General features: G+C 51.5%; 20 protein-coding genes. 11 read left to right on the plus strand and 9 right to left on the minus strand.

The genetic code is table 11. The annotated features are described in order from the left end of the window. Positions 1 to 39 precede the first annotated feature (39 nt). The 4 genes from NSU01_RS12870 to NSU01_RS12885 all read left to right on the plus strand — a co-directional run bounded on the left by NSU01_RS12870 (position 40) and on the right by NSU01_RS12885 (position 3347). Positions 40 to 162 carry a hypothetical protein gene (locus NSU01_RS12870; RefSeq protein WP_305954207.1) on the plus strand — a complete coding sequence of 41 codons (123 nt, stop codon included), beginning with the start codon at positions 40 to 42 and terminating at the stop codon, positions 160 to 162. Next, on the plus strand, positions 113 to 289 hold the full coding sequence (locus NSU01_RS12875) for an endo-1,4-beta-xylanase (protein ID WP_305954208.1): 177 nt from the start codon (positions 113 to 115) through the stop codon (positions 287 to 289). Before NSU01_RS12870 ends, NSU01_RS12875 begins: the two co-directional genes overlap by 50 nt. An 89-nt stretch (positions 290 to 378) precedes the next feature. Continuing rightward, the gene (locus NSU01_RS12880) at positions 379 to 1809 is read left to right on the plus strand and encodes a glycoside hydrolase family 43 protein (protein WP_042135917.1); all 1431 of its coding nucleotides are present in this window, start codon (positions 379 to 381) and stop codon (positions 1807 to 1809) included. A gap of 23 nt (positions 1810 to 1832) precedes the next feature. Continuing rightward, positions 1833 to 3347, plus strand: coding sequence for a glycoside hydrolase 43 family protein (locus NSU01_RS12885; RefSeq protein ID WP_042135919.1), 1515 nt, complete (start codon positions 1833 to 1835; stop codon positions 3345 to 3347). 206 nt (positions 3348 to 3553) lie between these two features. On the opposite strand, the gene NSU01_RS12890 is transcribed toward NSU01_RS12885, so the two are convergent. Next, positions 3554 to 4345, minus strand: coding sequence for an AraC family transcriptional regulator (locus NSU01_RS12890; RefSeq protein WP_042135921.1), 792 nt, complete (start codon positions 4343 to 4345; stop codon positions 3554 to 3556). 172 nt (positions 4346 to 4517) lie between these two features. On the opposite strand from NSU01_RS12890, the gene NSU01_RS12895 reads away from it, so the two are divergent. From NSU01_RS12895 to NSU01_RS12905, 3 genes are all read left to right on the plus strand, one after another. Next, entirely contained in the window at positions 4518 to 6332 is a 1815-nt protein-coding gene (locus tag NSU01_RS12895) for a family 43 glycosylhydrolase (protein ID WP_076244393.1), read from the plus strand. A gap of 127 nt (positions 6333 to 6459) precedes the next feature. After that, the gene (locus NSU01_RS12900) at positions 6460 to 8484 is read left to right on the plus strand and encodes a right-handed parallel beta-helix repeat-containing protein (RefSeq protein ID WP_076244429.1); all 2025 of its coding nucleotides are present in this window, start codon (positions 6460 to 6462) and stop codon (positions 8482 to 8484) included. Between the two features lie 90 nt (positions 8485 to 8574). Continuing rightward, positions 8575 to 9357: an alpha/beta hydrolase-fold protein gene (locus NSU01_RS12905; RefSeq protein ID WP_076244396.1), complete on the plus strand. Its 783-nt coding sequence runs from the start codon at positions 8575 to 8577 to the stop codon at positions 9355 to 9357. Positions 9358 to 9978: 621 nt separating this feature from the next. Here NSU01_RS12905 and NSU01_RS12910 read toward each other — a convergent pair. The 4 genes from NSU01_RS12910 to NSU01_RS12925 form a co-directional block, all read right to left on the minus strand. Then, entirely contained in the window at positions 9979 to 11769 is a 1791-nt protein-coding gene (locus NSU01_RS12910) for a hypothetical protein (protein WP_083705534.1), read from the minus strand. 45 nt (positions 11770 to 11814) lie between these two features. Continuing rightward, a complete protein-coding gene (locus tag NSU01_RS12915; protein ID WP_144026091.1) occupies positions 11815 to 12777 on the minus strand; it encodes a carbohydrate ABC transporter permease in 963 nt (320 codons plus the stop codon). After that, positions 12774 to 13688 carry an ABC transporter permease subunit gene (locus NSU01_RS12920; RefSeq protein WP_076244398.1) on the minus strand — a complete coding sequence of 305 codons (915 nt, stop codon included), beginning with the start codon at positions 13686 to 13688 and terminating at the stop codon, positions 12774 to 12776. Before NSU01_RS12920 ends, NSU01_RS12915 begins: the two co-directional genes overlap by 4 nt. Before the next feature lie 345 nt (positions 13689 to 14033). Further along, on the minus strand, positions 14034 to 15488 hold the full coding sequence (locus NSU01_RS12925; RefSeq protein WP_076248992.1) for an IS1182 family transposase: 1455 nt from the start codon (positions 15486 to 15488) through the stop codon (positions 14034 to 14036). Positions 15489 to 15882: 394 nt separating this feature from the next. Here NSU01_RS12925 and NSU01_RS12930 point away from each other — a divergent pair, with 394 nt between their 5' ends. The 3 genes from NSU01_RS12930 (at position 15883) to NSU01_RS12940 (ending at position 18461) form a co-directional block, all read left to right on the plus strand. Continuing rightward, positions 15883 to 17046: a glycoside hydrolase family 27 protein gene (locus NSU01_RS12930; protein ID WP_076246810.1), complete on the plus strand. Its 1164-nt coding sequence runs from the start codon at positions 15883 to 15885 to the stop codon at positions 17044 to 17046. 19 nt (positions 17047 to 17065) lie between these two features. Beyond that, entirely contained in the window at positions 17066 to 17263 is a 198-nt protein-coding gene (locus NSU01_RS12935; RefSeq protein ID WP_042135931.1) for a hypothetical protein, read from the plus strand. A gap of 79 nt (positions 17264 to 17342) precedes the next feature. Further along, complete coding sequence (locus NSU01_RS12940) at positions 17343 to 18461, plus strand: GNAT family N-acetyltransferase (protein ID WP_076246837.1); 1119 nt, start codon at positions 17343 to 17345, stop codon at positions 18459 to 18461. A 37-nt stretch (positions 18462 to 18498) separates the two neighbouring features. Here the strand turns inward: NSU01_RS12940 and NSU01_RS12945 are convergent, their stop codons facing one another. Further along, positions 18499 to 19365 (minus strand): AraC family transcriptional regulator, encoded by an 867-nt coding sequence (locus NSU01_RS12945; protein ID WP_076246807.1) that lies wholly within the window; start codon positions 19363 to 19365, stop codon positions 18499 to 18501. A gap of 234 nt (positions 19366 to 19599) precedes the next feature. On the opposite strand from NSU01_RS12945, the gene NSU01_RS12950 reads away from it, so the two are divergent. Next, positions 19600 to 21276 carry a carbohydrate-binding protein gene (locus tag NSU01_RS12950; protein WP_076246804.1) on the plus strand — a complete coding sequence of 559 codons (1677 nt, stop codon included), beginning with the start codon at positions 19600 to 19602 and terminating at the stop codon, positions 21274 to 21276. Between the two features lie 49 nt (positions 21277 to 21325). Here the strand turns inward: NSU01_RS12950 and NSU01_RS12955 are convergent, their stop codons facing one another. From NSU01_RS12955 to NSU01_RS12965, 3 genes are read right to left on the minus strand one after another with little or no spacing between them, the layout of a single operon-like run. Continuing rightward, complete coding sequence (locus NSU01_RS12955; protein WP_231575343.1) at positions 21326 to 22294, minus strand: substrate-binding domain-containing protein; 969 nt, start codon at positions 22292 to 22294, stop codon at positions 21326 to 21328. Beyond that, positions 22294 to 23889, minus strand: coding sequence for a response regulator (locus tag NSU01_RS12960; RefSeq protein WP_076246802.1), 1596 nt, complete (start codon positions 23887 to 23889; stop codon positions 22294 to 22296). The genes NSU01_RS12955 and NSU01_RS12960 overlap by 1 nt, the downstream gene beginning before the upstream one ends. Continuing rightward, positions 23886 to 25694: a sensor histidine kinase gene (locus NSU01_RS12965; RefSeq protein ID WP_256703981.1), complete on the minus strand. Its 1809-nt coding sequence runs from the start codon at positions 25692 to 25694 to the stop codon at positions 23886 to 23888. The genes NSU01_RS12960 and NSU01_RS12965 overlap by 4 nt, the downstream gene beginning before the upstream one ends. Positions 25695 to 25807: the final 113 nt, after the last annotated feature.

The raw sequence follows: 25807 nt of genomic DNA on the forward strand, positions 1-25807 counted from the left end.
CAACAATGCTGTTATTCACAGGAGGTCCACGGCATAGGCATGCAGGCCCATTGGAATATCTATGGCCCGTCCATTGAAGAAATCCGCAGCGCCCTTGAGCTGTACGCTTCTTTTGGGGCTCAAAATCCTGATTACGGAGCTGGATATCTCCATGTTCCGTAATGAGGATAAGCGCACGGACTTGAAAGCGCCAACATTAGAAATGCTGAGGCTCCAGGAGGAGCGTTATGCGGAGATCTTCGCCCTTCTGCTGGAATACAAAGCTTCCATTGATTCGGTGATCTTCTGAGGCGTGGCCGATGATTATACCTGGCTGGACGGTTTCGCAATCCTAATTGTTATAACCATCTTATCGCTAACAACAATGGAGGGAATTAAATGACAACTCAATTGAATCAGGCTACCGGAAAGGTACCCCCTAACGGTAATCCGCTGGTAGCGCACAGATACGGAGCCGACCCTTATGCCCTGGTATTCGGGGACAGAGTCTACCTGTACATGACCAACGACGCGCTGGAATATGATGAGAGCGGTGTGGTGAAAGAGAACTCTTACAGCAGTATCAATACCATTACCGTCATCTCCTCTGCCGACCTGGTCAACTGGACCGATCATGGCGCGATTGCCGTGGCCGGACCGGAGGGCGCTGCGAAGTGGGCTACCCAATCCTGGGCACCGGCAGCAGTTCATAAGGTGATTGGCGGCAAGGACAAGTTCTTCCTGTACTTCGCCAATAATGCCAGCGGGATTGGGGTTCTCTCAAGTGACAGTCCGGTGGGGCCATGGGTTGACCCAATCGGGGAAGCGCTGATTCTGCGCTCCACACCGGGGGTGGCGGATGTGACCTGGCTGTTCGACCCGGCGGTTCTGGTCGATGACGACGGCAAGGGCTACATTTACTTCGGAGGCGGTGTCCCGGAAGGACAGTTCGCAGAGCCGGGCACAGCCCGGGTGATGAGACTGGGTGAGGATATGACCAGCGTAGTGGGTACTGCTGAAGTGATCCCGGCGCCATTCATGTTCGAGGATGCCGGGATTCATAAGCGGAACGGTGTCTACTACTATACTTACTGCTCGAACTTTTATGACGGGGAACGGCCAGAGGGCAGCCCTCCGGCGGGGGAGATCGCCTATATGACGAGTGACAGTCCCATGGGTCCTTGGACATATCAGCGGACGATCCTGAAGAACCCGGGACATTTCTTCGGAGTCTCTGGGAACAACCACCATGCGGTGTTTGAATTTCATGACAGCTGGTATATTGCTTATCACGCCCAGACCTTATCCAAGGCACAAGGGATTGCGAACGGCTACCGCTCCACGCATCTTAACCGCCTGACTCATCTTGAGGACGGGTCCATTCAAGAGATTCATGCGGACTATGAGGGCGTGCAGCAGCTTGTCACACTGAACCCGTATGAACGCATTCCGGCGGCAACAATGGGCTGGAGCGCGGGGGTGAAGACAGAATTTCTCACTGCCGGGGGAGAGCAGATCGTAACGGATATAGAGAACGGCGGCTGGATCGGATTATCCGGAGTGGACTTCGGGAGCCGGGGAGCAAAAGCGTTCCAGGTTTCGGTTCTGGGCCTTGAAGCCGGCGGTGTACTGGAGCTGCATCTGGATGACCCGGCTGGCCCGCTCGCCGGCAAGCTGTCCGTGCCTGCGGCGAACGGGGCAGAATGGACGGAGCTGAAGACGGAGGTCCATGGAGCCATAGGGGTACATTCACTCTATCTGGTATTCACAGGCGCGAGCGGCAAGGACTTGTTCAAGCTGGCAGCTTGGAAATTCACGACAGAAGCATAACTAACTTCAAGGAGGCCAAAGCATTGAATACCGCGATCATTACCAATCCTGTAATGTGGGCAGATGTCCCGGATGTGGATGTTATCCGGGTCGGCCCTGTATTCTATATGGTCAGCACCAGCATGCACTCCATGCCGGGCTGTCCGATTATGAAGTCAGAGAATCTGTACGACTGGGAAATAGTGAATTATGTCTATGGCACCTTCGAGGATCATGAGGCCCACCGGCTGGAAGACGGCCAAGGGATATACGGCAGCGGTTCTTGGGCGGCCTCTCTCCGCTATAAGGAAGGAATCTACTATGTATGCTTCTCCTCCAATGATATGGACCAGTTCTATATCTACCGGACCGGAGATATTGAGCATGGGCCCTGGGAGCGTTCGGTGATTCCGGGACTTCATCATGACCCGGCTCTGCTGCTGGATGAAGATAACCGCAATTATGTGATCTATGGGAACGGGGACATCATGCTCAAGGAGCTGACAGCGGATCTGACGGCTGTGAAGCCCGGCGGAACGGATCAGCTGCTGCTGGAAGGCGAACGGGAAGACATCGGTCTGCGCATTGAAGGCTGTCATGCGCATAAGCGGAACGGCTATTATTATCTGTTCTTCATTGAATGGCCGAGAACCGGCAATCAGCGCAGACGGCAGCTATGCTACCGTTCCCGTGAGCTGCCGGGTCCTTACGAGCGGAAGGTTATTCTGGATGATGATCTGGGCTACCAGAATAACGGTGTCGCGCAAGGCGGCATTGTCGATACACCGGACGGTGACTGGTACGCGGTGCTATTCCAGGATCATGGGGCTGTCGGACGGATTCCCTGCGTCCTCCCCGTAAGCTGGGAGCAGGATTGGCCGGTGATCGGGGAGAACGGTGAAGCACCTAAAGTGTTCCGGACGAAGCTTCCTGCGGGTGAGCCGAAGCCGCTGGTGATCAGTGATGAGTTCGATTATACCAGCGGCCGGCTGGCGCTGAACTGGCAGTGGAACCATAATCCCGACAACGGGCTATGGTCGCTCACCGAGCGGCCGGGTTATCTGCGTCTGCGCACCGGACGCACAGCAGACAGCATTCTGCGGGCGCGTAATACACTGACCCAGCGGACCGAAGGTCCGGCGTGCAGCGCGGAGACGCTGATTGATCTCTCAGGCATGCAGACCGGCGACAAGGCAGGTATGGTTGCCCTGCAGAACGGGTACGGGACGGTCGAGGCTGCGGCCTTGAAGCAGGGCGGGTTCAGCGTGAATATGTGCGTCAACAGCGGAGACGGCTATCCGCAGACGGTGGAGAGTATTCCATTCACCGGCAACAGGATATATCTAAGAATCGATTTCAATTTCGAGGATAGCGTGGACCAGGCCCATTTCTTCTATTCGGCGGACGGGGCGGTCTGGAAGGCGATTGGCGGGACGCTGCATATGAAATATACACTGGATCATTTCATGGGCTACCGGATTGGCTTGTTCAATTATGCAACCCAATCAGCCGGCGGTTATGCCGATTTCGATTATTTCCGTTATCGCAGACAAGGCTAAGTCCGGGTCTTGAAACCGAACCCGGAAGCCTGGGATACTGAAGGCGGAGGGGGCAATTTAAGAATACCTGCCAGAGGCGGCCACAGAGTAAAGGTGTGCAAATAGTGGCGTAATCAACAAATGAGGGGCATTGGTTAATGCTTCTCATTTGCTTGTCGTCTAGCCCGCACCCGCTCCAGCAAAACTGCCGAGATAACTACAATTGCCTATTCTTCCTGCCGGGTTTCAGCCTGTTTGGAAGCAAGCTTCTCGCGGTAGGCCCGGGGGGAGAAGCCGGTAAGCTGCCGGAACTGCCGGCAGAAATGCTCGACATTCGCATAGCCGCAGAGTGCGGCGATCTCCGCAATTTTGTGCTGGCCATAGCCAAGCTTCTCCTTGGCCAGCCGAATCCGGCAGTGAATGACATCCTCCATGCAGGAGATGCCGAAGGTGGATTTGTATATGGTCTGCAGGTAGCCTGTACTTATATGCAGATGCCCGGCCATAGAGGACACGGTCCAAGGGTGGCCGGGGTTGCTGTAAAGCGTCTTGCGCAGCTCCAGAAGATTATAATATTGCGGAGTCAGCTTGTCCTCGGACGCCTCGGACAGCTTATTGAACAAGAGCCGGAACAGGTAGTCAATGGATAGCTCCCGGTAATCGTTCTGGAAGGAGTTCTCCAGTGTCAGCAGTTGAAACAGCTGATGACAATAGCCGGGGTCCGGCAGCGAGAACGGAGTACCTACCGGTAAGACGGTCTCTGTAATATAAGATTCATCCGCATCAAAGCGGACCCAGTCATTCACATACTTCCGGGAGCAGGCCCGGTAATAGATGCTGTGCTTAGGCGGATACAAGACAGCAGAATGAGCGGGGAATTCCTTCAATTCCCCATTGACTTCAAACAGTGCCGGAGTCTGTGTCAGTACAAGAAGCCAGGCATCCAGCCCTTCCGGAATGCTGTACACGAAATCATGCTGATGCGCAGCGTCATATTCAACGTAGTGTATTGTGGGCATTGGCTTCTCCTTCCTTCGGATAGATCAATTAATGGTCAGTAAATATCATTGTTAGAAATTCGCTCAATCTCTATAATTTATAGTGTGTATCACGAGCGTAACTGAATAATGACAGTGGAAGGTGTATTGCTGGTTATTAGAAATTATCAATAAGAAGGAAGGTTATTGATTAATGATACCACAACGAAACGAGGATCGGAATCAGATCCTTTGCTATACAAGGCTGCCGCAGGAGGATATGGTGTACGCTTCAAGGCTTGCCCACAGCATGCACTTGGCTTACAGCACAGACGGGCTTCTGTTTCAGGAATTGAATCATAACTCGGGTGTTCTGTTCGCCAAGGCGACGGAGAATGAAGACGGGACACTCCGGGCCAAGAGCCTGAATCATCCGTATCTTTTCCACTTGGCTAACGGGAATTACGGCGTAATTGCCGTGCGTACTGAGGCAGACGGTGAAGCCGAGGAAGAGAGTAAGGGGAAGGTGCTGTTGTTCTCCTCTGCCGATTTACTGCAATACAGCGAGGTGGGACTGCTGGAGCTTAAGGCCGATACCTTTGTAAGCGATGTCTACTGCCAATACGATCCTGAGCGGAACGGTTACCTGATCAGCTGGATAGATGAATATGGTCAGGGGTATGAGAGCTGGATGACCGACATCATGAGCCTCAAAAATGTCTCGGCTCCGGAAAAAGCAAAGCCGTTCACTCTGGATACCGTGCTTGCCGATATTGAAGGGATTCTGCCGCGTAATGTGATCTCTGTCTCCGCAGAGACAGCCCGCAGACTCTTCTGCAAGCTTACTGTTCCAGAGAACATTGCTATCGTGGTACCGGACCGCGTAAGTGCGGCTTCGGTAGAGGAAGTGAAGGCTGTGCGGGCAACGGCCTTATACAGCGATGGTACGCAGGCGTCCAAAAAAGTGGATTGGAATATGGGCGCCATCGACTGGAGCCAGTCGGGAACCTACAGAATTACCGGGGAGATCCATCAGGAGCATTATCCGTTTCCAATCGCACTTGACCGTGCAGACCCCTGCATTGCACAGTGGAAGGGGAAATATTATTTCATTGCCACCAATGATGCGGATCAGAATCATACGCTGTATATGAGGGAAGCGGATACTATTCCCGGACTGGTAACGGCTGAAGAGGTGCTGATTCTCGATTCGTCCACCCATGAACAGATTCGCGGTCTGCTGTGGGCGCCGGAATTCCATGTCATTGAAGATGAGCTGTACATTTTTCATGCGGCAACCTCTGGTGGATTCTTCTATGAAGAGTCGCATGTGATGAAGCTGCGGGCAGGTGGTCATCCGATGAACGCGGCGGACTGGACCATCCCGGAGCGTGTAGTGAAGAAGGACGGCACATATTTGTGTGAAGCAGGCAAGACGATTTCTCTGGACATGACTGTCATCCGGTGGAACGGCAAGCTCTATGCGGCATGGTCGGAGCGCCAGTTCGTGCCTGTCGATCTGGGGGCCTGGGTCTATATCGCAACCATCGATCCGCAGGAGCCGTGGAAGCTGACCAGTGATCCGGTGCTGCTGACACGGCCCGACTATGGGTGGGCCAACAATCATACCTTTGTAGATGAAGGGCCTTTTGCCCTGTATTCGGATGACAAGCTCTACGTGACCTTTGCCAGCGCAGCGGTGGATGCCACCTATGTTGTCGGTCTCCTGACTGCAGATAAGGGGGCGGATCTGCTGGATATAGAGAGCTGGACCAAAGGCAATTATCCGCTGCTGACCTCCAGAAGTGTGCCGGGAGAATACGGTCCGGGCCATAATTCTTACGTGACGGACGAGGATGGGGTCATCTGGAACGCCTATCATGCGAGACCGGGAATTGACGGACCGCGAAGCTCCGGCCTCCGCCGTGTGCATTTTGACATTGACGGTGCTCCGGTTCTGGATCTCACAGAGGATAAGGACCTGAATCCGGAGCTGAAGCAGGTATCCATGGAAGTGAACGTAGGCTAGCTAGTGGGTCTGTTATCCGCATCAGCGTCTCCCTGGAAGAGTGAACGCAAGAATGAACGGGATCATCATTGTGGACGATAACGCCCTTAATATGCAGAAGACTTGCAAGGAAGAGGAGGAATTGATTATGGAATATCATGTTGCCATTCAAGGGAGCGATCAGGCGCCGGGTACGGCGGAACAGCCATTCTGCTCCGTTTCCCGTGCTGCGGCTCTTGCGGTGCCGGGAGATACGATTACAGTACATGCGGGGATATACAGGGAATGGGTCAGCCCGGCCAATGGAGGTACAGAGGAACAGCGGATTGTATATCAGTCTGCCGGGGATGGGGAAGTGGTTATCACCGGTGCTGAGCCTGTGGCCGATTGGACGGATGAAGGGGACGGCGTCTGGAGTACGGAGGTACCGAACACCCTGTTTGTTGTCCGCAACCCCTATAAGGTTAAATTGCACGGGGACTGGCTGTTTGAAGGCGCGTTCCAGCCGCATTTGGGAGAGGTATACCTTGACGGCAAGTCTCTATATGAATGTGATGGCGTTGACAAGCTGCGCAATCCCCAGGTTTGGCCTCAGGCCAAATATGCGGAGGACTCTCTGCTGCAGTGGTATGCGGAAGTAAGCTCCACGGCCACCACAATATGGGCGAACTTCGGCGGCAGGGACCCGCGCAAAGAGAATGTGGAAATCAATGTGCGCCCTTATTGCTTCTGGCCGGAGAAGACCGGCCGCAGCTACATAACTGTCAGGGGCTTCACACTCCGGCAGGCCTCACCCCAGTGGGCTCCGCCAACAGCTTTGCAGGAAGGGCTCATTGGCCCCCATTGGAGCAAGGGCTGGATTATTGAGGATAATCTGATCAGCGAGTCCAAATGTACAGGCATCAGCCTCGGCAAAGAAATCACCACCGGGCATAACGAATGGTCGGAGAACCGGATCAAGGGCGGAACGCAACGGGAGCAGGAGGTTATTTTCCGTGCTTTGCGCAAGGACTGGCACAAGGACCGGATTGGAAGCCATATTGTCCGCAACAACGTGATTCATGACTGTGAACAGGCTGGAATCGTAGGGCATCTAGGAGGTGCTTTTAGCCAAATCTATCAGAACCGCATTTACAATATCCATCATAAACGTATTTTCCACGGTGCAGAAGTCGGAGGCATCAAACTCCATGCTTCACTGGATACCCAGATTTGCGGGAATGTCATTTACAGCTGCTACCGGGCACTTTGGCTGGATTGGCAGGCGCAGGGCACCCGTATCAGCCGAAACACCTTTTACGACAATTTGTCCGAGGATCTCTTTGTAGAGGTCTGTCACGGCCCTTATATGGTGGATCACAACCTGTTCCTGTCTCCGATGAACTTTCGCAATATGGCTCAAGGCGGTGCGTTTGTTCATAATCTGTTTGCCGGCAGGTTTGTGGTGCGTTCCGAGCTTACCCGTTATACACCCTACCATATGCCTCATGAGACAGCTGTTGCCGGGTTCAGTAATATCACGGGTGGCGACGACAAGTATTATAACAACCTATTTATAGGTGATGACGATCCGCGCAACGAGCCGCTGCCGATGACTTTTTTCGAGCATCTCCCACTCACTCCAAGAGAAAATCTGGATGATAGCGGTACCCGGGTAATGGACGGTATCCCGGATAACTCCCGCTGTTATCTTCATCCTGTGGGGCTTGGCGGGTACAACGATTACCCGGACTCCATGCACAAGCGGTGGTGGGAATACACCAAGGAAGAAATTGCGGCGATGGAGGAAGCCGGAAAGCCGTTCCAGCCTGATAGGATGGCACTTCCTGTCGCGATACAGGGCAATGTGTATTTGAAAGGCGCGGTCCCCAGTTCTCATGAGCCGGATGCAAGGGCCTATGTCGACAACGGTGTTGAGATCGAAATCGATCCAGCTGTAAACAAGGTGCAGTTGTATATTAAAAGCCCTGAAATGATGCATGCTGCAGCTCCAGCGGTAGTTACGACTGAGCTGCTCGGCAGAAGCTATCACGCGGAGATGCACTACGAGGAACCGGATGGCTCCGCCTACCGTTTTGACCACGACTTTTTTGGCAAACAGCGCCCGGATCAAAATATGACGCCTGGACCATTTGAATTGCTAGATGATAGTCCGGTGAAAATTGTGCTGTAACGCAGAATAACGGGCAAGGCTCCCACACTTGGTTTATTAAATAAACTAAGTATGGGATATACATAAATTCAAGGAGAGGGATGAGGTACATTGAACGGGAATAATCCGAAGTATTTAACACAAAAGCCAGGGTATGATCAGGAGCGGGAAGGGATCAAGCGTGGCGAGATCACGATGATAGAATACCCCTCTGCGACAGTAGGCAACACGCGGAAGGCCCGGGTGTATACACCGCCCGGATATTCCAGTGCAGAGAAATACAGCGTCTTGTATCTGCTCCACGGCATTGGCGGAGATGAGGACGAATGGTATACCCACGGCAAACCGCAGATCATCCTGGACAATCTGTATGCCGATCAGCTGCTGAAGCCCATGATCGTTGTGCTGCCTAACGGCCGGGCGATGCTGAATGACCGGGCGGAAGGCGATATTTTCGCCCCCGACAAGGTGCAGGCCTTTGCGACATTTGAATCGGATTTGCTGAACGATCTCATTCCTTATATAGAAGCGAATTATTCAGTCCTGACGGACCGGATGCACCGTGCCCTGGCCGGGTTATCCATGGGCGGTGGGCAATCGCTCAACATGGGTCTGAGCCAACTGGACCGGTTCGCCTGGATCGGGGCGTTCTCCCCGGCTCCCAATACGAAGGAGCCTGAGCTGCTGGTACCGGACCCGCAGCAGACGTCCGCAGCGCTTAGCCTGCTCTGGTTATCCTGCGGCGATCGGGACAGCCTCAAGTATGTCAGCGACCGGACGCATGCCTATTTCGCGGAGCATGCGGTGCCGCATATCTGGGTTGAAGAACAGGGTGATCATGATTGGCCGGTCTGGAAGAACGGCTTGTATCAGTTCTCGCAGCTTATTTTTTAAATGGTTAGGGGCGTTCGGAATGGGCACCTCGTATGCCGCTGGAAGTGCTGCTATTGTAGCGGCGAAACGTCCTGCCGGACGTACACTGATTGTCCGTTGAGCAAGCGTTGATCCAAGCGCTGACCGTGTACTGATTGAGTACTGATTGAGTACTGATCGGGCATTGATTAAGTGCTGATTGAGTATTGATTATCCGCCGTTTGCCCATCAATCGCCCACTAAAAAAACACCCAACGTCCGACGAACGCCAACTAATCAGCCTCTAATCACTCACCTTTCGTCCACCGATCGCACAAGACTGCACTGCACTTAATTCATTGCAATTCACCTTAAATGGAGAATACAGCAAAATTAGATGCTCTTTTTCCACTTGCTTGCCTGCAAACGCCGGAATCCGCTTAATTAAGATACGTTTTTCCACTTGTTTCCTGACGAGGGCGATTGGTTGGATAGGAGCAGGCGGGTTGGCCGACGAGGGGCTCAATTGGCCGGAATTGGGCGGCAGTAGGCTGGAGAAGTTAGCTTATATATACTCACTTAAGCGCGAAAAAGGAAGCCCCAAGCCATGTACATGGCTCCGGGGCTGCCTTTTCTTTTATACCTGGCCTTGCCGGTCAACGCTTATTTATTCGCAATCGCATCGGCACGCATTTTAACAATTTTGTCTGCTCTTTCTTTGTCGACAGCAAAGACATCATTCCAGCCGAGACCTTCGACATCGCCCTTGAGCTTCGTCCAGAGCTGATCGAATTCGCCCTGATCCTTGGCAAAGATCATTTTCCAGGAGGTGTTCTTCACATAATCCGAAATCTGGCTGCGTTTGTTCTTGACGTCTGAAGAATCGGAGCCGAGACTTGTATTGATGTTAGGTACAATATCGATCATATTGTTCTTCTGATAGTATTCGGTCGGAGTGATCGCGTCATAGGTTTTCTGCCAGTCTGTAGTCAGCGCTGTTTTGTTGGCTTCAATGGTGGAAGCCCAATAGGTGCTGTTGTAGAACTCCTTGGTTTCCGGGTCGACTACGAAATCACTCATAATCATCGAGTTTACCTTACTCTGGCCATCCTGATAACCGCCGCCGCCGTACTCATCAGGTACAGGGGTATTCTCCTGAAATGCCGTTTGGCCTACCTCGGTCAGCTTGAATTTGCCGTCAGGCGTCTTTTCATAGTTGAAGCCTTCGAAGCCGTTGGTGTAATAGCGCAGACCTTCAGGGGAAGACATCCAGTCCATCAGTTCCATGATTCGTTCCGGTTCTTTCGCTTTGGAGCCGATGGCAAAGACTCTTCCGTTCCCGAAGTAAGCATCACTGTTCTGGATCAAGTGGGTGTCCGCAATCGGAACCGCAACGTTGCCGTCGCCCTGATTGCCTCTTTCAATCGTGTTGTAGAAGCCTCTCTGCCAGGAGTACCACAGGAGAAGAACCTGTTTGTTGGTCAGCTTTTCGGACACCTTGTTCCAGTCCTGGGAAGGAGAGTCCGGGTCGACAAGGCCCATCTTGTTAGCGTCATAGTAGAATTGCAGAATCTTCTTGTACATACTGTTGTCGTCTACGATCGGAACGATATCGCCTTTGGCATTCAGTTGAATGGTTGTAGTCCCGTTCGGCTGCTCGTAGCCATACCAGTTGCTGAGCCAGCGGACATTCTCCATGCTTCCGCCGTCCCAGTCCTTCCACAGCGTGATCGGAACAATAGGCTTGCCATCCGGAGTCTTCGGATATTTGGCCTGCATGTCCTTCAGGGCGGTCATCAGATCGTTCAGATTATTCAGCTTCGGCGCGCCGATTCCCTTGTAATAGTCCCAAGGCAGAATCGGGCTGGAGTATGGCAGCTCTTCCGAGAAGGTGGTTGGCGAAGTATCGGCGGTGAAGGCCGGCAGGGCATAGATTTTACCGTCCGGATTCTGCTTCTCGAAGGCAACATTGAACGGCTTGAAGTGATTGTCTACATATTTGGACAGATGCTCTGTATTCTTGATCAAGTCCGTAAGATCCATAATCATCCCCGCCGGAATCAATTCCTCGAGCTGGCTGTTCTCAATAATCAGAAGGTCCCCGAGGTCTCCGGATGCCGATCGGGTCTTGTACAGCTGATCGCCGGCCACCTGCGGAGCCAGAATGTTCAGCGTGATATTGAACTTGTCTTTCAGCAGTTTACCGTACCACCCGGTCTGCTCGCCCTGGTAGTTAGCTGCGTTGTTAAATACCGTAAGGGTCAAAGGTTTGCTGTGATCAATGCCTGTACCCGAATCGGATGACTGGGCAGGTGTCCCTGGTTCGGCCGTCCCGGCAGCAGGTCCTGCATTGTTGGAATTTCCACTGCAACCGCTTAGTACCGTTGTTACCAGAAGAATGGTCGACCCGAGTAACAGCGCGGACTTTCTTCCCAGCTTAATGTGTGTTCTCATGTGTAGCCCCCCGAATGATTAATGTATCATAATGGCGCAGGCGCACTAACCTTTGACTGCACCAATTATAATTCCTTTGACAAAAAATCTCTGGAAGATCGGATAGACCAGCAGAATAGGTGCGACTACGATAATGGTAACCGTCATGCGGATGGAGGTAGAGGTCTGCTTGGTCGCCAGCGTTGCCATCGCCGTTGATCCGGCATTCTGCAGATTGACCATAGTGGACAAGGAGCTTGCCTGATTGATGTAGTTATACAGAATGAACTGCAAGCTGTACAATTTGCTGTCCGTCACCAGCAGCAGCGTGTCCTGGAAGGAGTTCCATTGGTTGACTGCCGAGAAGATGGCAACGGTTGCAAGGATCGGCTTGCTGATCGGCAGAATGATTTTGTAGAAAATCGTGAAGATCCCGGCACCGTCAATGCTGGCCGCCTGCTGCAGCTCTTTGGGCGTAGCTTCCACGAAGGTTTTGACCAGGATGATGAAGAATGGAGCTACCACGGACGGAAGAATATACGCCAGGAAATTGTCGGTCAGATGCAGGGTTCTCATGGTCAGATACCACGGGATGATCCCGGCATTGAAGAACATCGTAATGATGGTGAAGCGGTACCAGAATTTCTTGCCCCACATATCCTCCTGCGCGAACATGAATCCCAGGAAGGCAGAAGCGCCGACAGTGAGAAGGGTACCTATTACCGTTCTGGCCAGCGAAATGACAAAGGCATTGCCGAGGCCCGGTATTTTGAATACATCGACATAGTTCTGGAAATGAATCCCCTTAGGCCAGAAGATAATCTCACCCTTGGCACTGAGATCGTTCGCGCTGATGGTATTGATAATGATCGAATAGAACGGATAGACACAGATGAAGGCGAAGAGGGAGAACAGGATATAGATGACGGTGGAAATGATTTTGTCGGTGGCGCTGACCTGCATTTTGACCGTTTTGGAGATGTCTATATCCCGGCTGTTTGGCGTAAGACCCGTCTGGCTGTCACTCATACGATGCCCTCTCCTCTCAACAATTTGGACAGTCCGTTTACCGAAAAGAGAAGCACCACACTAATCAGGCTCTTCAGCATACTGATGGCAACGGAGACGGAATAACTGCCGCCGCCCATGGCGAGGTTATACACATATAAATCGAGAACCTGTATAGTGTCCTTGTTAAACGCATTTTGGAAGACAAAATATTGCTCCAGTCCATTGTTCAGGAAGCTTGCAATCTGGAGCATCAGCAGCACGAAGTAGGTCGGCATCATGCTTGGCAATACGACATGCCGGATCACCTGCATCCGGGTTGCACCATCCACATAAGCCGCTTCATACAGCGACTCGTCAATACCCATGATGGCGGCGATATACAGGATCGCTGACCAGCCGAGTGTCTTCCAGGTAGCCCAGAACCACATGGTAAGCCAGACATGATCCGAGCTCTGAAGGAAAAGGACCGGAGAATCGGACAGCCCCGTCATGTGGAGGAAGCCGTTGACCATACCTTCACTGGAGAACATGGAGAAGGCCAGGGAGTAGACGAGGACCCAGCTGATAAAGTTCGGCAGCGTGGTTACGGTCTGAATGAATTTGCGGAAACGCACAGCCTTGATCTCGGTCAGGAAGATGGCGAAGATCATCGGGAGCCAGGAGAAGAGAATGCCCAGACCGCTAATGCCGAAGGTGTTCTTGATGACCTGGAGCAACTGGTCGACCTTCACCTGATTCTCAACCAGAGAGTGGAACCACTTCAAGCCGACAAACGGCGATTGGGACAACGGAATGGGCGGGGTATAGTCAAAGAAGGCATATACCCATCCGTAGAGCGGGTAATACGCAAAGACAGCAAGTAAAACCATAAAGGGCGAAATGTAAAGGAATTTCCGGAAAGAATTGCTTCTAATGCTCTGGCTGCGCATCGTTTCACTCCTCTTCGTATTCTCTTTGTATAATTGCCTCGTTGAAGCTTTCCAGGACTGCTATTCCTGGAAGTCTAAGTCTGCCTGTCATCCCCCTTTTTCAAAAGCAATTTCAACGGCCCCGAGGAGTGCGCTGTTCGTTGTTTCCCCTATTGTTTCCCCTAACCCTTCTATATTGATAACGCTTTCATATATGAAATCTATAATAAATTATCATCTACCTACTAACAATGACCGATCCTCACCACTTATTGATCTATTATGAGGTGAAATCCGGATGGGATCATGAGCATGTCCTCTCCGCAAAAGAAGTGGAAAAAGGCAGACTGTTGAAAAAGTCGATTTTCAAGCTGCTACATTCCCGGGAATTCCTAAATAGTGGTTAAAATCAGAAGATCTATCGTTTTTCATACCCAAATGAAAAACGCAGGCCTCCTTTTTAGCTAAATGCCGGGCTATTTTCTTCAGGTTCTGCGTAATGGCTGTCATCAACGCCTGCTCCTGTGCCTTGGCTTTGCCTCGCATCCGGCATCGACGGTACCCATGGAGGTTTTTGGCATCAGCAAAGCTACGCTCAATGGTTTGAGCGCGGTACTTGTAGATCTTTTCGCCTTCCGGGCTTTTCTTGTTTTGCTGCACTCTTTCTTTAAAGTCCTCCCATACATGCCGCTGAATCAAACGCTGGTGCTTCTGGTTTTCGGTACATTGCGTCAATTTCGGGCAGGTCGCGCAGTGCCCTTTGGCCGAGACATACTCATCATAACCATAGCGGTTTGTCGTTCGGTACGTGAGTTCTTGTCCTAAGGGACAGACATATACATCTTTTTGCGCATCATACGTGAAGTCTTCTTTCGTATAAAAGCCAGGTTTGCTAGGTGGTTTACGCTCGGCAATGACCGTCATCCAGGAGATCGTTTGCTTGCAAATGTGGGGGACCATGTAGCCTGAATCCAAGGCGATTGCCTCAAGCGTGTCGCCAAAACCAAAGGTCTCCAGTTGCCGTTTTAAACGTTCCATATACACCGTGGAATCATTGACATTGCCTGGCGTCACATACACATCTGTAATCATATTGTATTTGTGGTCCACCGTCCGGTGGTCCAGGTAAAAGAACCCTTCCGGTTTGTTCTTCCGGCTCATGTAGCCGCTCTCGGGATCGGTTAGGCTCGCCTTTTCCTTTTTCGGTTGCTCCTCTGCCGCTCTTTTACGTAGAGGAGCCAGGGGCTTTTTTCCATGAGCCTCCCGGCTTTCCTGGACAGCCCGGTCCAACTCCTGCAGATAGGCCTGAGGCGACCCGCTTGTGATTTGCTGCGTGTAGCGATTGTTATTGGCATTGGCCTCGATATGCGTCGAATCGGTGATGAGAAGCCGTCCCGCAATCATGTGGTGAGAGATCGCAAGCCGTACTACTTCGTCGAAAATATCCTGGAAGACGGTCGTTCCCTTGAATCGTCGATTGCGATTCGAACTAATCGTGGAGTGGTCCGGAACGGGGTCGCTAAGGCCCAGGCCCAAAAACCAGCGGTAGGCCAGGTTCACACCAATGTCTTTCTCCAGAATCCGTTCGGAGCCGATGTTAAAGAGATAGCCAACCAGCATCATTTTGAATAGACGGATGGGGGGGATCGAGGGTCGCCCTTGGGATTCGCTGTAATAGGGGCGCACGATTTCGGTGATGAACGAAAAATCCACATGCTTTTCGACCAACCGAAGGAGGTGATCGGGGGGGACCAATTGGTCTAAACAAACAAGCTCCATTTGATATTTCCCTCTATCTCCGTGATCCTTTTCGTTTAACATAAGACACCGCGCTTTCCAATAAAGTTACCTATATTATACTAAATTAACGCGGTGTCGTGTGAAATAAAGACTTTTTCAACAGTCTGAAAAAGTACAACTAATAAATCCGATATCCTGGTTTATGGCATAAACAGGATAATTAAGTGCTGTTTTTCCACTTGCTGCCGGACAGTAGCGTTAAATCATATAATTAGTTGTACAATTTCCACTTACGTTCCATGTCAGCCTGTTCTGCAATCCGTTGATTTCCACGTTTAATAAAAGCAACATTCGTCGATATGAAAGCAACGTCAAGCTATAGATTACAAGGTTCGTGTGTGATTAAATACATAAAGAATACAGCATTTTCTCTGGAACCTACATTTGGAATGATGCGAAAGGATGAATACGAATTATGGACAAACAACAACAGCTCGGCTTGACGCCTCCGATGGGCTGGAATTCATGGAACACCTTCACTTGGGATATTAACGAGCAACTGATCCGGGAAGCCGCCGATACTCTGGTGGCAGACGGCTACAAGGATGCGGGATATGATTACATTGTCATTGACGACTGCTGGAGCCTGAAAGAACGGGACAAGGATGGTAAGCTGGTCGCCGATCCGGTTAAATTCCCGAGCGGAATGAAGGCGCTTGCAGATTATATTCATTCCAAGGGACTGAAGTTCGGCATGTACTCTTGTGTAGGCACACATACCTGCGCCGGGTATCCGGGGAGCTTCGAGCATGAATTTCAGGATGCGGAATCGCTGGCCGAATGGGGCGTGGATTTTCTTAAGTATGACTATTGCTTCAAGCCCAGACATATGTCGGGAGAGCTGCTGTACAAGCGGATGAGCTTGGCGCTTAAAAACTGCGGAAGAGACATTCTGTTCTCCGCGTGCAACTGGGGCGAGGACAACGTCTATCAGTGGATTCGTGAATCCGGCGCGCATATGTACCGTTCTACCGGAGATATCCAGGACAGCTGGGAATCCATCAAGACCCTGGCTCTGTCGCAGCTGGATAAAGCCGCCTACACCGGCGCCTACTGCCATAACGATCTGGATATGCTGGTAGTCGGCATGTACGGAGGCAGCAACAGCGACTTCATCGGCAGCCAGATCGGAGGCTGCACGGATGTGGAGTACAAGACCCACTTCTCACTATGGAGCCTGCTGGGTTCTCCGCTGATGATTGGCAGCGATATCCGCAAAGCTAACGAGGCTACCAGGAATATTCTGCTGAACCCGGATCTGATCGCGATCAATCAGGATGTGGAGAGCCGCGGGGCTTACCGCATCAAGCCGGAACCCCAATGGTTCCATGCAGATGATGTATTCATGCTGGTCAAAGTATTGTCGGACGGAGACCTTGCGATCGGCTTCTTCAACCTGAGCGATGGACAGAGAGAGATGTCGCTGCAATTCTGGGATTTCGGACTTCCGTATGCCTCCGGCAAATCGCTGTCCCTGTATGACTGCTGGGAGCATAAAGAGCTTGGCGTATTCAGAGAAAGATATGCTCTGGTCGTTGCAGCCCATGATTGTCTGATTGTGCGGGCTAAATTGGTGTAGAGAAGAGAAGGGCGTGAACATGAATAGAACATGCAGACAATGCGGTGTTCCCCTGATGACGGATGATGTGGCGATTTACCTGAAGCTGGTCACGCGCAATGCCCAGGATTTCCTGTGTATCGATTGTCTTGGAGAGCAGCTGAAGTGCGGGCGCGAGCCGATTGAGCGGCTGATCAAATACTTCAGGGAGTCGGGGAAATGTGTGTTGTTCCGTTAAAACGCGTTACCTCCGCTGCTTTATGTTTATCTATATAGCGAGAGAGTGTAAAGTGGAAGGGAAAGGGTGGATGGGGCAAATGGTTAAATACAGAACGGCAGCTCCGCATGAGCGCGAGGAATACATAGATTTGGCCAACCTGGCATTCCGCTTTGATTTTGAAATCCTGATGCCCAAGGCTTATGACAAAAGTGTAGATTCTTCGGCCATGCATAAGGTTGCTGAGGATGAGCAGGGCAGGCTGCGCGCACTGGTGGCTGTGTTCCCCGAGTCTCTACGGGTAGGTGAGGATACGTTGCGGACCGGCTATCTGGGGACCGTATCGGTCCATCCGCGTGCGCGCGGTGAAGGGCATATGAAAGCGCTTATGAATCTGTGGATTGAAGAGCTGCGGGGTACATGCGATATGGTTGTATTATATGGGCAGCGGCAGAGATATGAGTATTTCGGCTTCACGCTTGGCGGTGTCAAGTTCAAGTATACTGTGGCAGAAGCCAATGTGCGCCATGGCTTAAGAGAGGTGGATGACACCGGTATATCCTTCAGTCCGCTGTTTGAGATTGAAGGAGGAGCAGAATTTGCGCATAACCTGAACATCTCGCGCCTTGCTTATGTTGAACGTAACTTAGAGCAATTGCCGCTGATTTTCAGCACCCTCTGTCAAAAGGCACTTGGCGTTCTGGATCAGGGTAAGCTGATCGGCTATCTGGTTGTCAACGAAGCGGGCGATGATATAGCTGAATTCGCGCTGGAGAAGGCGGACGACATTCTGCGGACGCTTAAGGCATACATGGCCTATAGCAGAGCAGGGCGAATAACGATGTACGCGCCGGAATATGAGATTCCGCTGAATAAGGCTCTTGGCGGTATTGCCGAAGACTTTGTGACCGAGAACTCAGATATGTATCATATTCTGGATTTCGCCAATGTCCTGAAGGCTTATCTGACGCTGAAGCTCAAGACTACAGGTCTGGTCCCGGGGGAATTCTCCGCAGTGATGGACGGACAGCCGGTGACGGCGCGGGTGGACGAAGAGGGCGTGAGCGTTGAGCGGTCTGCCCGGCCGGGAGCTGTGGTCCTTGACAGGCTGCAGGCTCAGACGCTTCTGCTGTCACAACACAGCCGTTGCATGGAAGTGGATGCGCCTACAGGCTGGTTCCCGCTGCCGCTGTTCTGGTACAAGATTGATAAATTCTGAATAATTCCATGTCTTATAATAGAGCAACGCAAGCCTTCTACTCCTGGAGGCTTGCGTTTTTTTTGGCGTATCTTCCAGGCGAGATTCCGGTAATCTTGGTGAAACTGCGGATGAAGTTGGCATAATCGCTGAAGCCCGAAAGCTCACAAGCTTCGGCGACTGAGTTGCCGGCAGACAGGTGGCTTTTGGCAAGTGATATGCGCTGATCGATAATGTAAGAGCGTACCGTAAGTCCGGTATGCTCCCTGAACAGCCGGCTTATATATTTGCTGCTGTAATGAAACTCCTGCTCCAGCTGCTCAGAGGAGATAGCTTCGGCCAGATGCTCCTTGATGTAGGTCATCGTATGGCTAACCAGCGCCGGCATAAGATTGTTCGATGAGCAGGTAGATGACTGATACAAGGTGTTGATGAACACAAGCAGGCGGGTTGCATAGGACTCTGCCAGCAGATCCTGTCCGTATGCCTCCGAGCCCAGGCAAGTAATCAATTGGTCTGCAAGGCGGCAGTACAACACCGTCTGCTCCCGCGAGAGCCGGGTAAGATTGTTCTGTCCCAAGGGATGGGATTCAAAGCAGGCTAACAGATTAGAGCGGCCGCTTGAAAGTCTCTCCAAAGCTGACTTCTTGATATTCAGCCCTATCCGTTCATACATTTGATTGTCAATACAGATACAACGGTGCATTTCGCCGGGGCTGATAATGATTAAATCGCCGGGGACCAGTTTGTAGCAGGACTGCTCCAGATACATATAAGCATTGCCTCTCAGAAATAAATAGATTTCGTAAGCATCATGGCGGTGATAAGGCAAGGCCGGGTTAATGAGCTCGGTATCTGTTGTTTTATGAAAGCACAGCAATTCTTCCTGAATAGGGGTGAAAATATAGTGTATGTCCCGATCCATAGCTAACATTCCCTTTAATGTAATTTAATGTAATAATAGGCATTCGCGCAATATATTATCGTTAATATGCAAGGATTATACAGCGAATAATTTATATAATACAGTTAAAGGAAGCGTTTGCAAGTATTGTGAGAAAATTGGACAAGCATACGAGTGGTACAGCTGCGCTTCGACCGGACTGGAGGTGATAAGAACAAGGTTTGGCCGAGATTACACGAAGAGGAGATGGAATTAATGATTTCAAGGGTAAAAAAATCACTGTGCACCTTATTGGCCTGTGTAACTGTGCTGTCTGTTATGATGGTACCCGCACCTCCCAAGGCTTCAGCAGCAAGCGATGTGAACGTGAATTTGTCAGCCGAGAAACAGGTGATCCGCGGCTTCGGAGGCATCAACCTCCCTGCCTGGATAGGCGATCTGACCGCAGCGCAAAGAGAAACGGCCTTCGGCAATGGTGCGAACCAGCTGGGATTCTCTATTCTGAGAATCTATGTGGATGACAATAAGAATAACTGGTACAAGGAATTAGATACGGCGAAGGCAGCTATTGCTAAGGGAGCCCTTGTTTTTGCTTCACCCTGGAATCCCCCAAGCGATATGACAGAGACCTTCAACCACGATGGCGATACATCGGCCAAACGCCTCAGATACGACAAGTACGCAGCCTATGCCCAGCATCTGAACGATTTCGTTACGTACATGAAGAATAACGGAGTGGAGCTGTATGCGATTTCGGTTCAGAATGAACCGGATTATGCCCATACCTGGACCTGGTGGACTCCCGCAGAAATGCTTACTTTCATGAAAAATAATGCCGGATCTATCAACTGCAGGGTTATAGCTCCTGAGTCATTCTCTTACCTGAAGAATATGTCCGACCCTATTCTTAATGATTCACAGGCGCTTGCCAATATGGATATTCTAGGCGCGCATACGTATGGAACTTCGTTTAACAACTTTGCTTATCCTCTTTTCAAACAGAAGGGGACAGGGAAAGAGCTGTGGATGACAGAAGTCTACTACCCCAACAGCAATAATAACTCGGCCAATCTTTGGCCGGAAGCACTGGAAGTAGCCTATCATATGCACAACGCGATGACAGAGGCGGATTTCCAGGCCTATGTGTGGTGGTACATCCGCCGTCAATACGGTCCGATGAATGAGGATGGCACGATCAGCAAGCGCGGAGACAGCATGGCACAATTCTCCAAATTCATCCGGCCCGGATATGTAAGGGTAGACGCCACCAAAAATCCCAATACAAACATCTACACCTCGGCCTACAAAGGGGATAACAAGGTGGTCATTGTGGCCATTAACAAAGGCACTTCGGCTGCAAGCCAGAGCTTTGTCCTGCAGAATGGCACGGCAGCGAGCGTATCCGCCTGGATCACAGATGCCGGCCGTAAGGTAGCCGCCGGGACATCCATTAATGTGTCGAACGGTTCCTTCACGGCCCAGCTTCCAGCCCAAAGTGTGACAACCTTTGTAGCTGCACTTGGCAGCGGAAGTGGCACCGGAACGGGCACCACCTATGAGGCCGAGACAGACACAGCATTGACGGCTGCTGCAGCAGAAACGATCAATGCAGGCTACACCGGCAGCGGCTACGTCAATTTTAATGCCGCAACCGATGCCGCAATTCAATGGAACAGCGTGTACTGTGCGGTTGCAGGGACCAAGAATGTGAAATTCCGCTATGCGCTGGAGTCAGGTACAAGAAATCTGGATGTATATGTGAATGGCACCAAGGTCATCAGCAATACCGCCTTTGCAGCAACGGGGAGCTGGTCAACCTGGGCAGAGAAGACGGTTCAGGCAGCCATGAATGCCGGGACCAATACGGTAAAAGTGGTGACTACCGGTACGGAAGGACCGAATGTAGACAGTATCAATGTATCTGCCCAGTAGGGTGATGCAGTGTCAATATGGAACCCCGGGCCCTCCGCTTTTTGGAGGGCTAAGGCTGTTCACCAATGATTGTAATTTCCGTATTGATCCATTTGGCTACAGCTATGCCTTTGGCCCTTAGCAGCAGAGTGTTGATAATATCCTCTCCCCAATTCTGCTCATTCTGTGAGATCACCCGCGTAATCTGCCCGTTGTCCATCGCCTGCTTCAACGAAGGCGTGAGGCCCAGAGCGATATTATAGCGCGTCAGGCCTTTGGCTTTCCAGACCAGGACAGAGCTTGAGCTGGACACGAAATCCAGACTGACCAGAGCGCTGAAATGGGGATGGGCCGAGATCATTTGCTCCAGCTGCAACGCTGCGTTGTCCTCACTGCCGTCATTATGACGGATTTCCAGTACATCTATCTCGGTATGCTCCGCCAAATAATCCTGCAATCCGCGCAGCCGTTCTTGAGTGCCCCGCATGCGGGACATTCCAGACTCGACCAGAATCATCCCTTTTCCGCCAAGCAGGCGTTCCACAGTCTGTCCAATAGTAGCGCCGGTTGCTCTATTATCAGCCCCGATGAAGGCTTCTCTGCTGCTGGCAGACGAATCCGACTCAAAACAAACCACGGGAATCCCCCGGGATACCGCTTTGTTAATAACGCTGGTAAGCGCCAGGGAATCCGCCGGGGCAATGGCGATTCCGTCTACACCCCGCTTGATCATCGTCTCCATAATCCGGATCTGCTGCTCCAGATTGGCTTCGTCAGGCGCTTGAACCAGCAGCTCTACATTATGCTTTTTTGCCACAGCTTCTGCTTTCTCTGTTATCATTTCATAGGTGGCGTTCACCATGGGATAGATAATACCGAAAGTCAGCGGCGGCTCCCCGCTCCGACTTGATGAAGAGTCCAGGGCTTCCTCCGAAGGAATATTAGTGGCTCCGGAGGAACGGGAGCAGCCGCCAAGGATGAAGCCTGCTGCCAGCAGCAGGATAAAGACATTCCGGATCCGCATTCTGGAAGAAGTCACTAATTCCCCGCTCCTTTACGGCTGGGCTGAAGCTGGTCCCCGGAATTTCCGTGCTTGCGATATTCCATAGGCGTCATCCCCGTTACTTTCTTGAACAGATTGGAGAAGTAATGCTGATCGTTGTAGCCTACACTAAACGCAATCTCAAACGTTTTATGTCCCGTTGACTTCAGCAGCTCTTTGGCTTTATCCATGCGTGTGGCCGTCAGGAATTCAGTGATCGTCTGTCCGGTCGCCTGGCTGAAGGTTTTGCTCAGATGGCTGGGACTGACCCTGACCTGACTGGAGATGTCGTTAAGGGAGAGCTGTTCTTTGTCATAATGCTCACGGATATAATGCTTAACTTTGTCAATCAGCTCACGATATTTATCTGCCCCCTCGGATCTCCATTCCCATAGCCGCTCCAATAGCCGGTTCAAATAATGCAGACCTTCATCTGTATTGGAAATATGCTTCAGCTGTGTCTGGAATTCCTTAATGAGCTCCTCAGGATTTGGGGCCGCGCGAAAACATTTCTTAGCCGTCTGCACCAGCTCCAGGGTGATGTCGTTCATCAGGTAATAGGCGTACACGGATTGCCAATTCATCTGCTGGAGCTCCGCAGAGAGCTCCAGCAGAAATGCGGGAACCTGTTTGTGGTCACCCAGCTTCAGAAACTGGATCAGCCGGTTCCGGTCGAGCAGGATACCGCTGGCGGATGGATCGAAATATGCATCAAGCAACGCTGCTGAATTCAGTCTGGACATCTTCTTGAACATCCGGTCATCCTCGGCCTCCAGATAGGAGAGATGAATGCCCTGCAGCCGTTCCCGGACATCACCCAGACTGACGGATAGCTCCAGGCCGCAAGCCGCTCTCAGCTTCTGCTTCAGAATCCCGCAGATCTCTTCCAGGGCGATGCTCATCTGGGCCGGATTACTGCCTTTATAGATCAGGACAGTTTCAGTGCGGCTGCGCTTATAAATGAAGCCTTCTGCCAGCTCCTTCAGCAGGCCTGCGAGCAGCTCTTCGGCATCCTGCGGCGCACCTGGGGAACCCGTTCCTGCATCGCTATCCAATGGATTTAACGTAAATATGGCAGTTGCATAGTAAGGGGCCATAATCATCAGCTCTAGCTGTTCCGCCGATTCGATGGCGGCAGCGGTACTGATCAGTCCTCCGCACAGATCGGCGAACAGATTCTCGGGGGTATAGGCTTGTTTTTGTTTCATCCGCAATTCTTCATCAATCCTGGAGCTGACACTATGGAGCAGCTGCAGCAGATCCGCAGAGCTGAACGGCTTCAGACAATAATCCTCAACCCCAAGCCGTAGCGCCGCCCTGGCGTATTGGAAGTCATCATGACCGCTTAGAATTATGATTTTGATCTTTGGGAACTTTTGCCGGACGACAGAGCTCAGCTCCAGCCCGTTCATAAAAGGCATTTTGATGTCGGTAATGAGAATGTCGGGGAGCTGTTCTTCGATGACCGGAAGTGCAAGCTCACCGTCGGGGGCGTCACCGCAAAAGATAAAGCCTTCTTTCTCCCAATCTACGGATTCCCGTATACTTTCACGGATCAGGATCTCATCATCCACCAGCATAACCTTTTTCATCTTCGGGTCCCCCTGTTCTTGGGTATGCGAACGGTAATTTGTGTGCCATAACCTTCTGAACTGTCCAAGCGGATTCCATACTCGTCTCCGAAATACAGCTGCAGCCGCTGATGTACATTCTGCAGACCGAATCCGTTCTGAGCGGTATCCGTATCCTCCGATTGAAGGGGATGCTCTATATATTCTCTGAGCAGCGTCAGCCGTTCTCCGGGAATGCCAATTCCGTTGTCGGCTACGGTGAGCATGATGGAGTTCGCGTCTGTGTGTCCAATAATGCTGATCAGCCCTTTGCCTCTTTTATTTTTGATTCCGTGATAGAGGGCATTCTCTATCAATGGCTGCAGCGTCATATTCAGAATCGGATATCCCTGCAGCTCCTCCGCAACTTCAATCTTGAACTCCAGAATGTCACGGTAACGCATCTGCTGGATAATCAGGTAGCTTTGGGCATGGGCGAGCTCAGAGCGGATCAGTACCCAGTCGCGCCCTTTATTCAGGCTAAGCCGGAAGAACCCGGATAGCGCTTTCACGATCCGGATGACCCCATCGTTATTCCCCGCTTCAGCCATCCATACAATGGAATCCAGTGTATTGTATAAAAAATGTGGATTGATCTGCGCCTGCAGCGTCCGCAGCTCCGCCTTTTGCAGCTGCTGCTGCTTGCGGATGCTCTGCTCCAGCAGCGCTTTGATCTGCTCGACCATAATGTTGAAGCTTTGTCCCAGATCGGCAATTTCATCATTGCCGTCCGGTTTGACCTTGGCTTCCAGGTAGCCGCTTGCCGTCAGGCGCATCTTGTGCTGCAGCAGCTGGATGGGCCTGGTCAGCCGCCGCGTAAGCAAATAATTAAGCGTTATCGCGAAAATGATGCTTAAGCCTACGCTGACTATAATCAGCTGCCTGATCCGGTTGGCTTCGGCAACGATCTCCTGCAGCGGGGCCATGCCGATAATCTTCCAGCCCGTCGATAGGGAGGAGGTATGGACAATGAACCAGGGCGGGCCGGCGGTCTGAAGCACAAAGCTCCCGCTCCCGCTTAGTTGCCCGGCAGGTAATCCCGTTTCTTGAACCAGGGCCACAGCCGCTTCTTGAACAGGCGGCACATAGATGGGGTTGTTCTGCTGATCGAGCAGGTAGAAGAACCCTGTTGTACCAATCGTCATCTTGTCGCAGAATTCCTTGATGAAGGAATCGTTCAGATCCACAATGATGAATCCGATCACCTCATGCGTGATCCGCTGCTTGACGGCTGTCATGATCGATATGACGCCCTGATCCCTATAGGTGAAGCCATCAACCCGGTCATAACCGGAAATCAGGGGCGGAGGAATCCGGAGAATGAGCTCAGGGTTCTGGGACAGTGTCTGGAAATGCGGATTGCGCAGCGGATTAATATTGGATTGAAAAATGCCCCTCCGCTCGCTGATCCCCTTGCCGTACAGATTAATCAGGCTGATATTGAGTACATCCTCATATTTGTAGGTGTCCCGGTAGAGTGTGAAGGTCTGCAGAATTGCCTTGGCCTCTTGATAGGTTTCAGATTGTGAGAAAAGAAAATGGATGACCTGGGGGTTATTGCTGAGCTCCAGCAGCCGCTCGGTATCTTTGAACAGATTATCGATATTCGTTCCCAGCATGTCAGCCTGAAGCATACTTGAAGCCTTGCTGTGACTGGAAATGGAAGTATAGGATTTCTGGTAAGAAATGAGGCCGACAGCGATCAGCGGTATCGTGGACAGCACAATAAACAAAGCCAGCAGTTTGGCCCTCAGACTGGAGGAGATCCAGTGTGTGATCCGCATCATCGGAAGTTCCCTTTCGCAAGTAGAGTAGATTTGGCTTCAATATATAGTTTATAACAAATTCTGGGATGCCGATACCCGAAAAGAAAGCGCAATCAAAATTCACACCTTTTAAA

Source organism: Paenibacillus sp. FSL H8-0259 (assembly GCF_037963255.1).
Lineage (GTDB): Bacteria > Bacillota > Bacilli > Paenibacillales > Paenibacillaceae > Paenibacillus_AQ > Paenibacillus_AQ phytohabitans.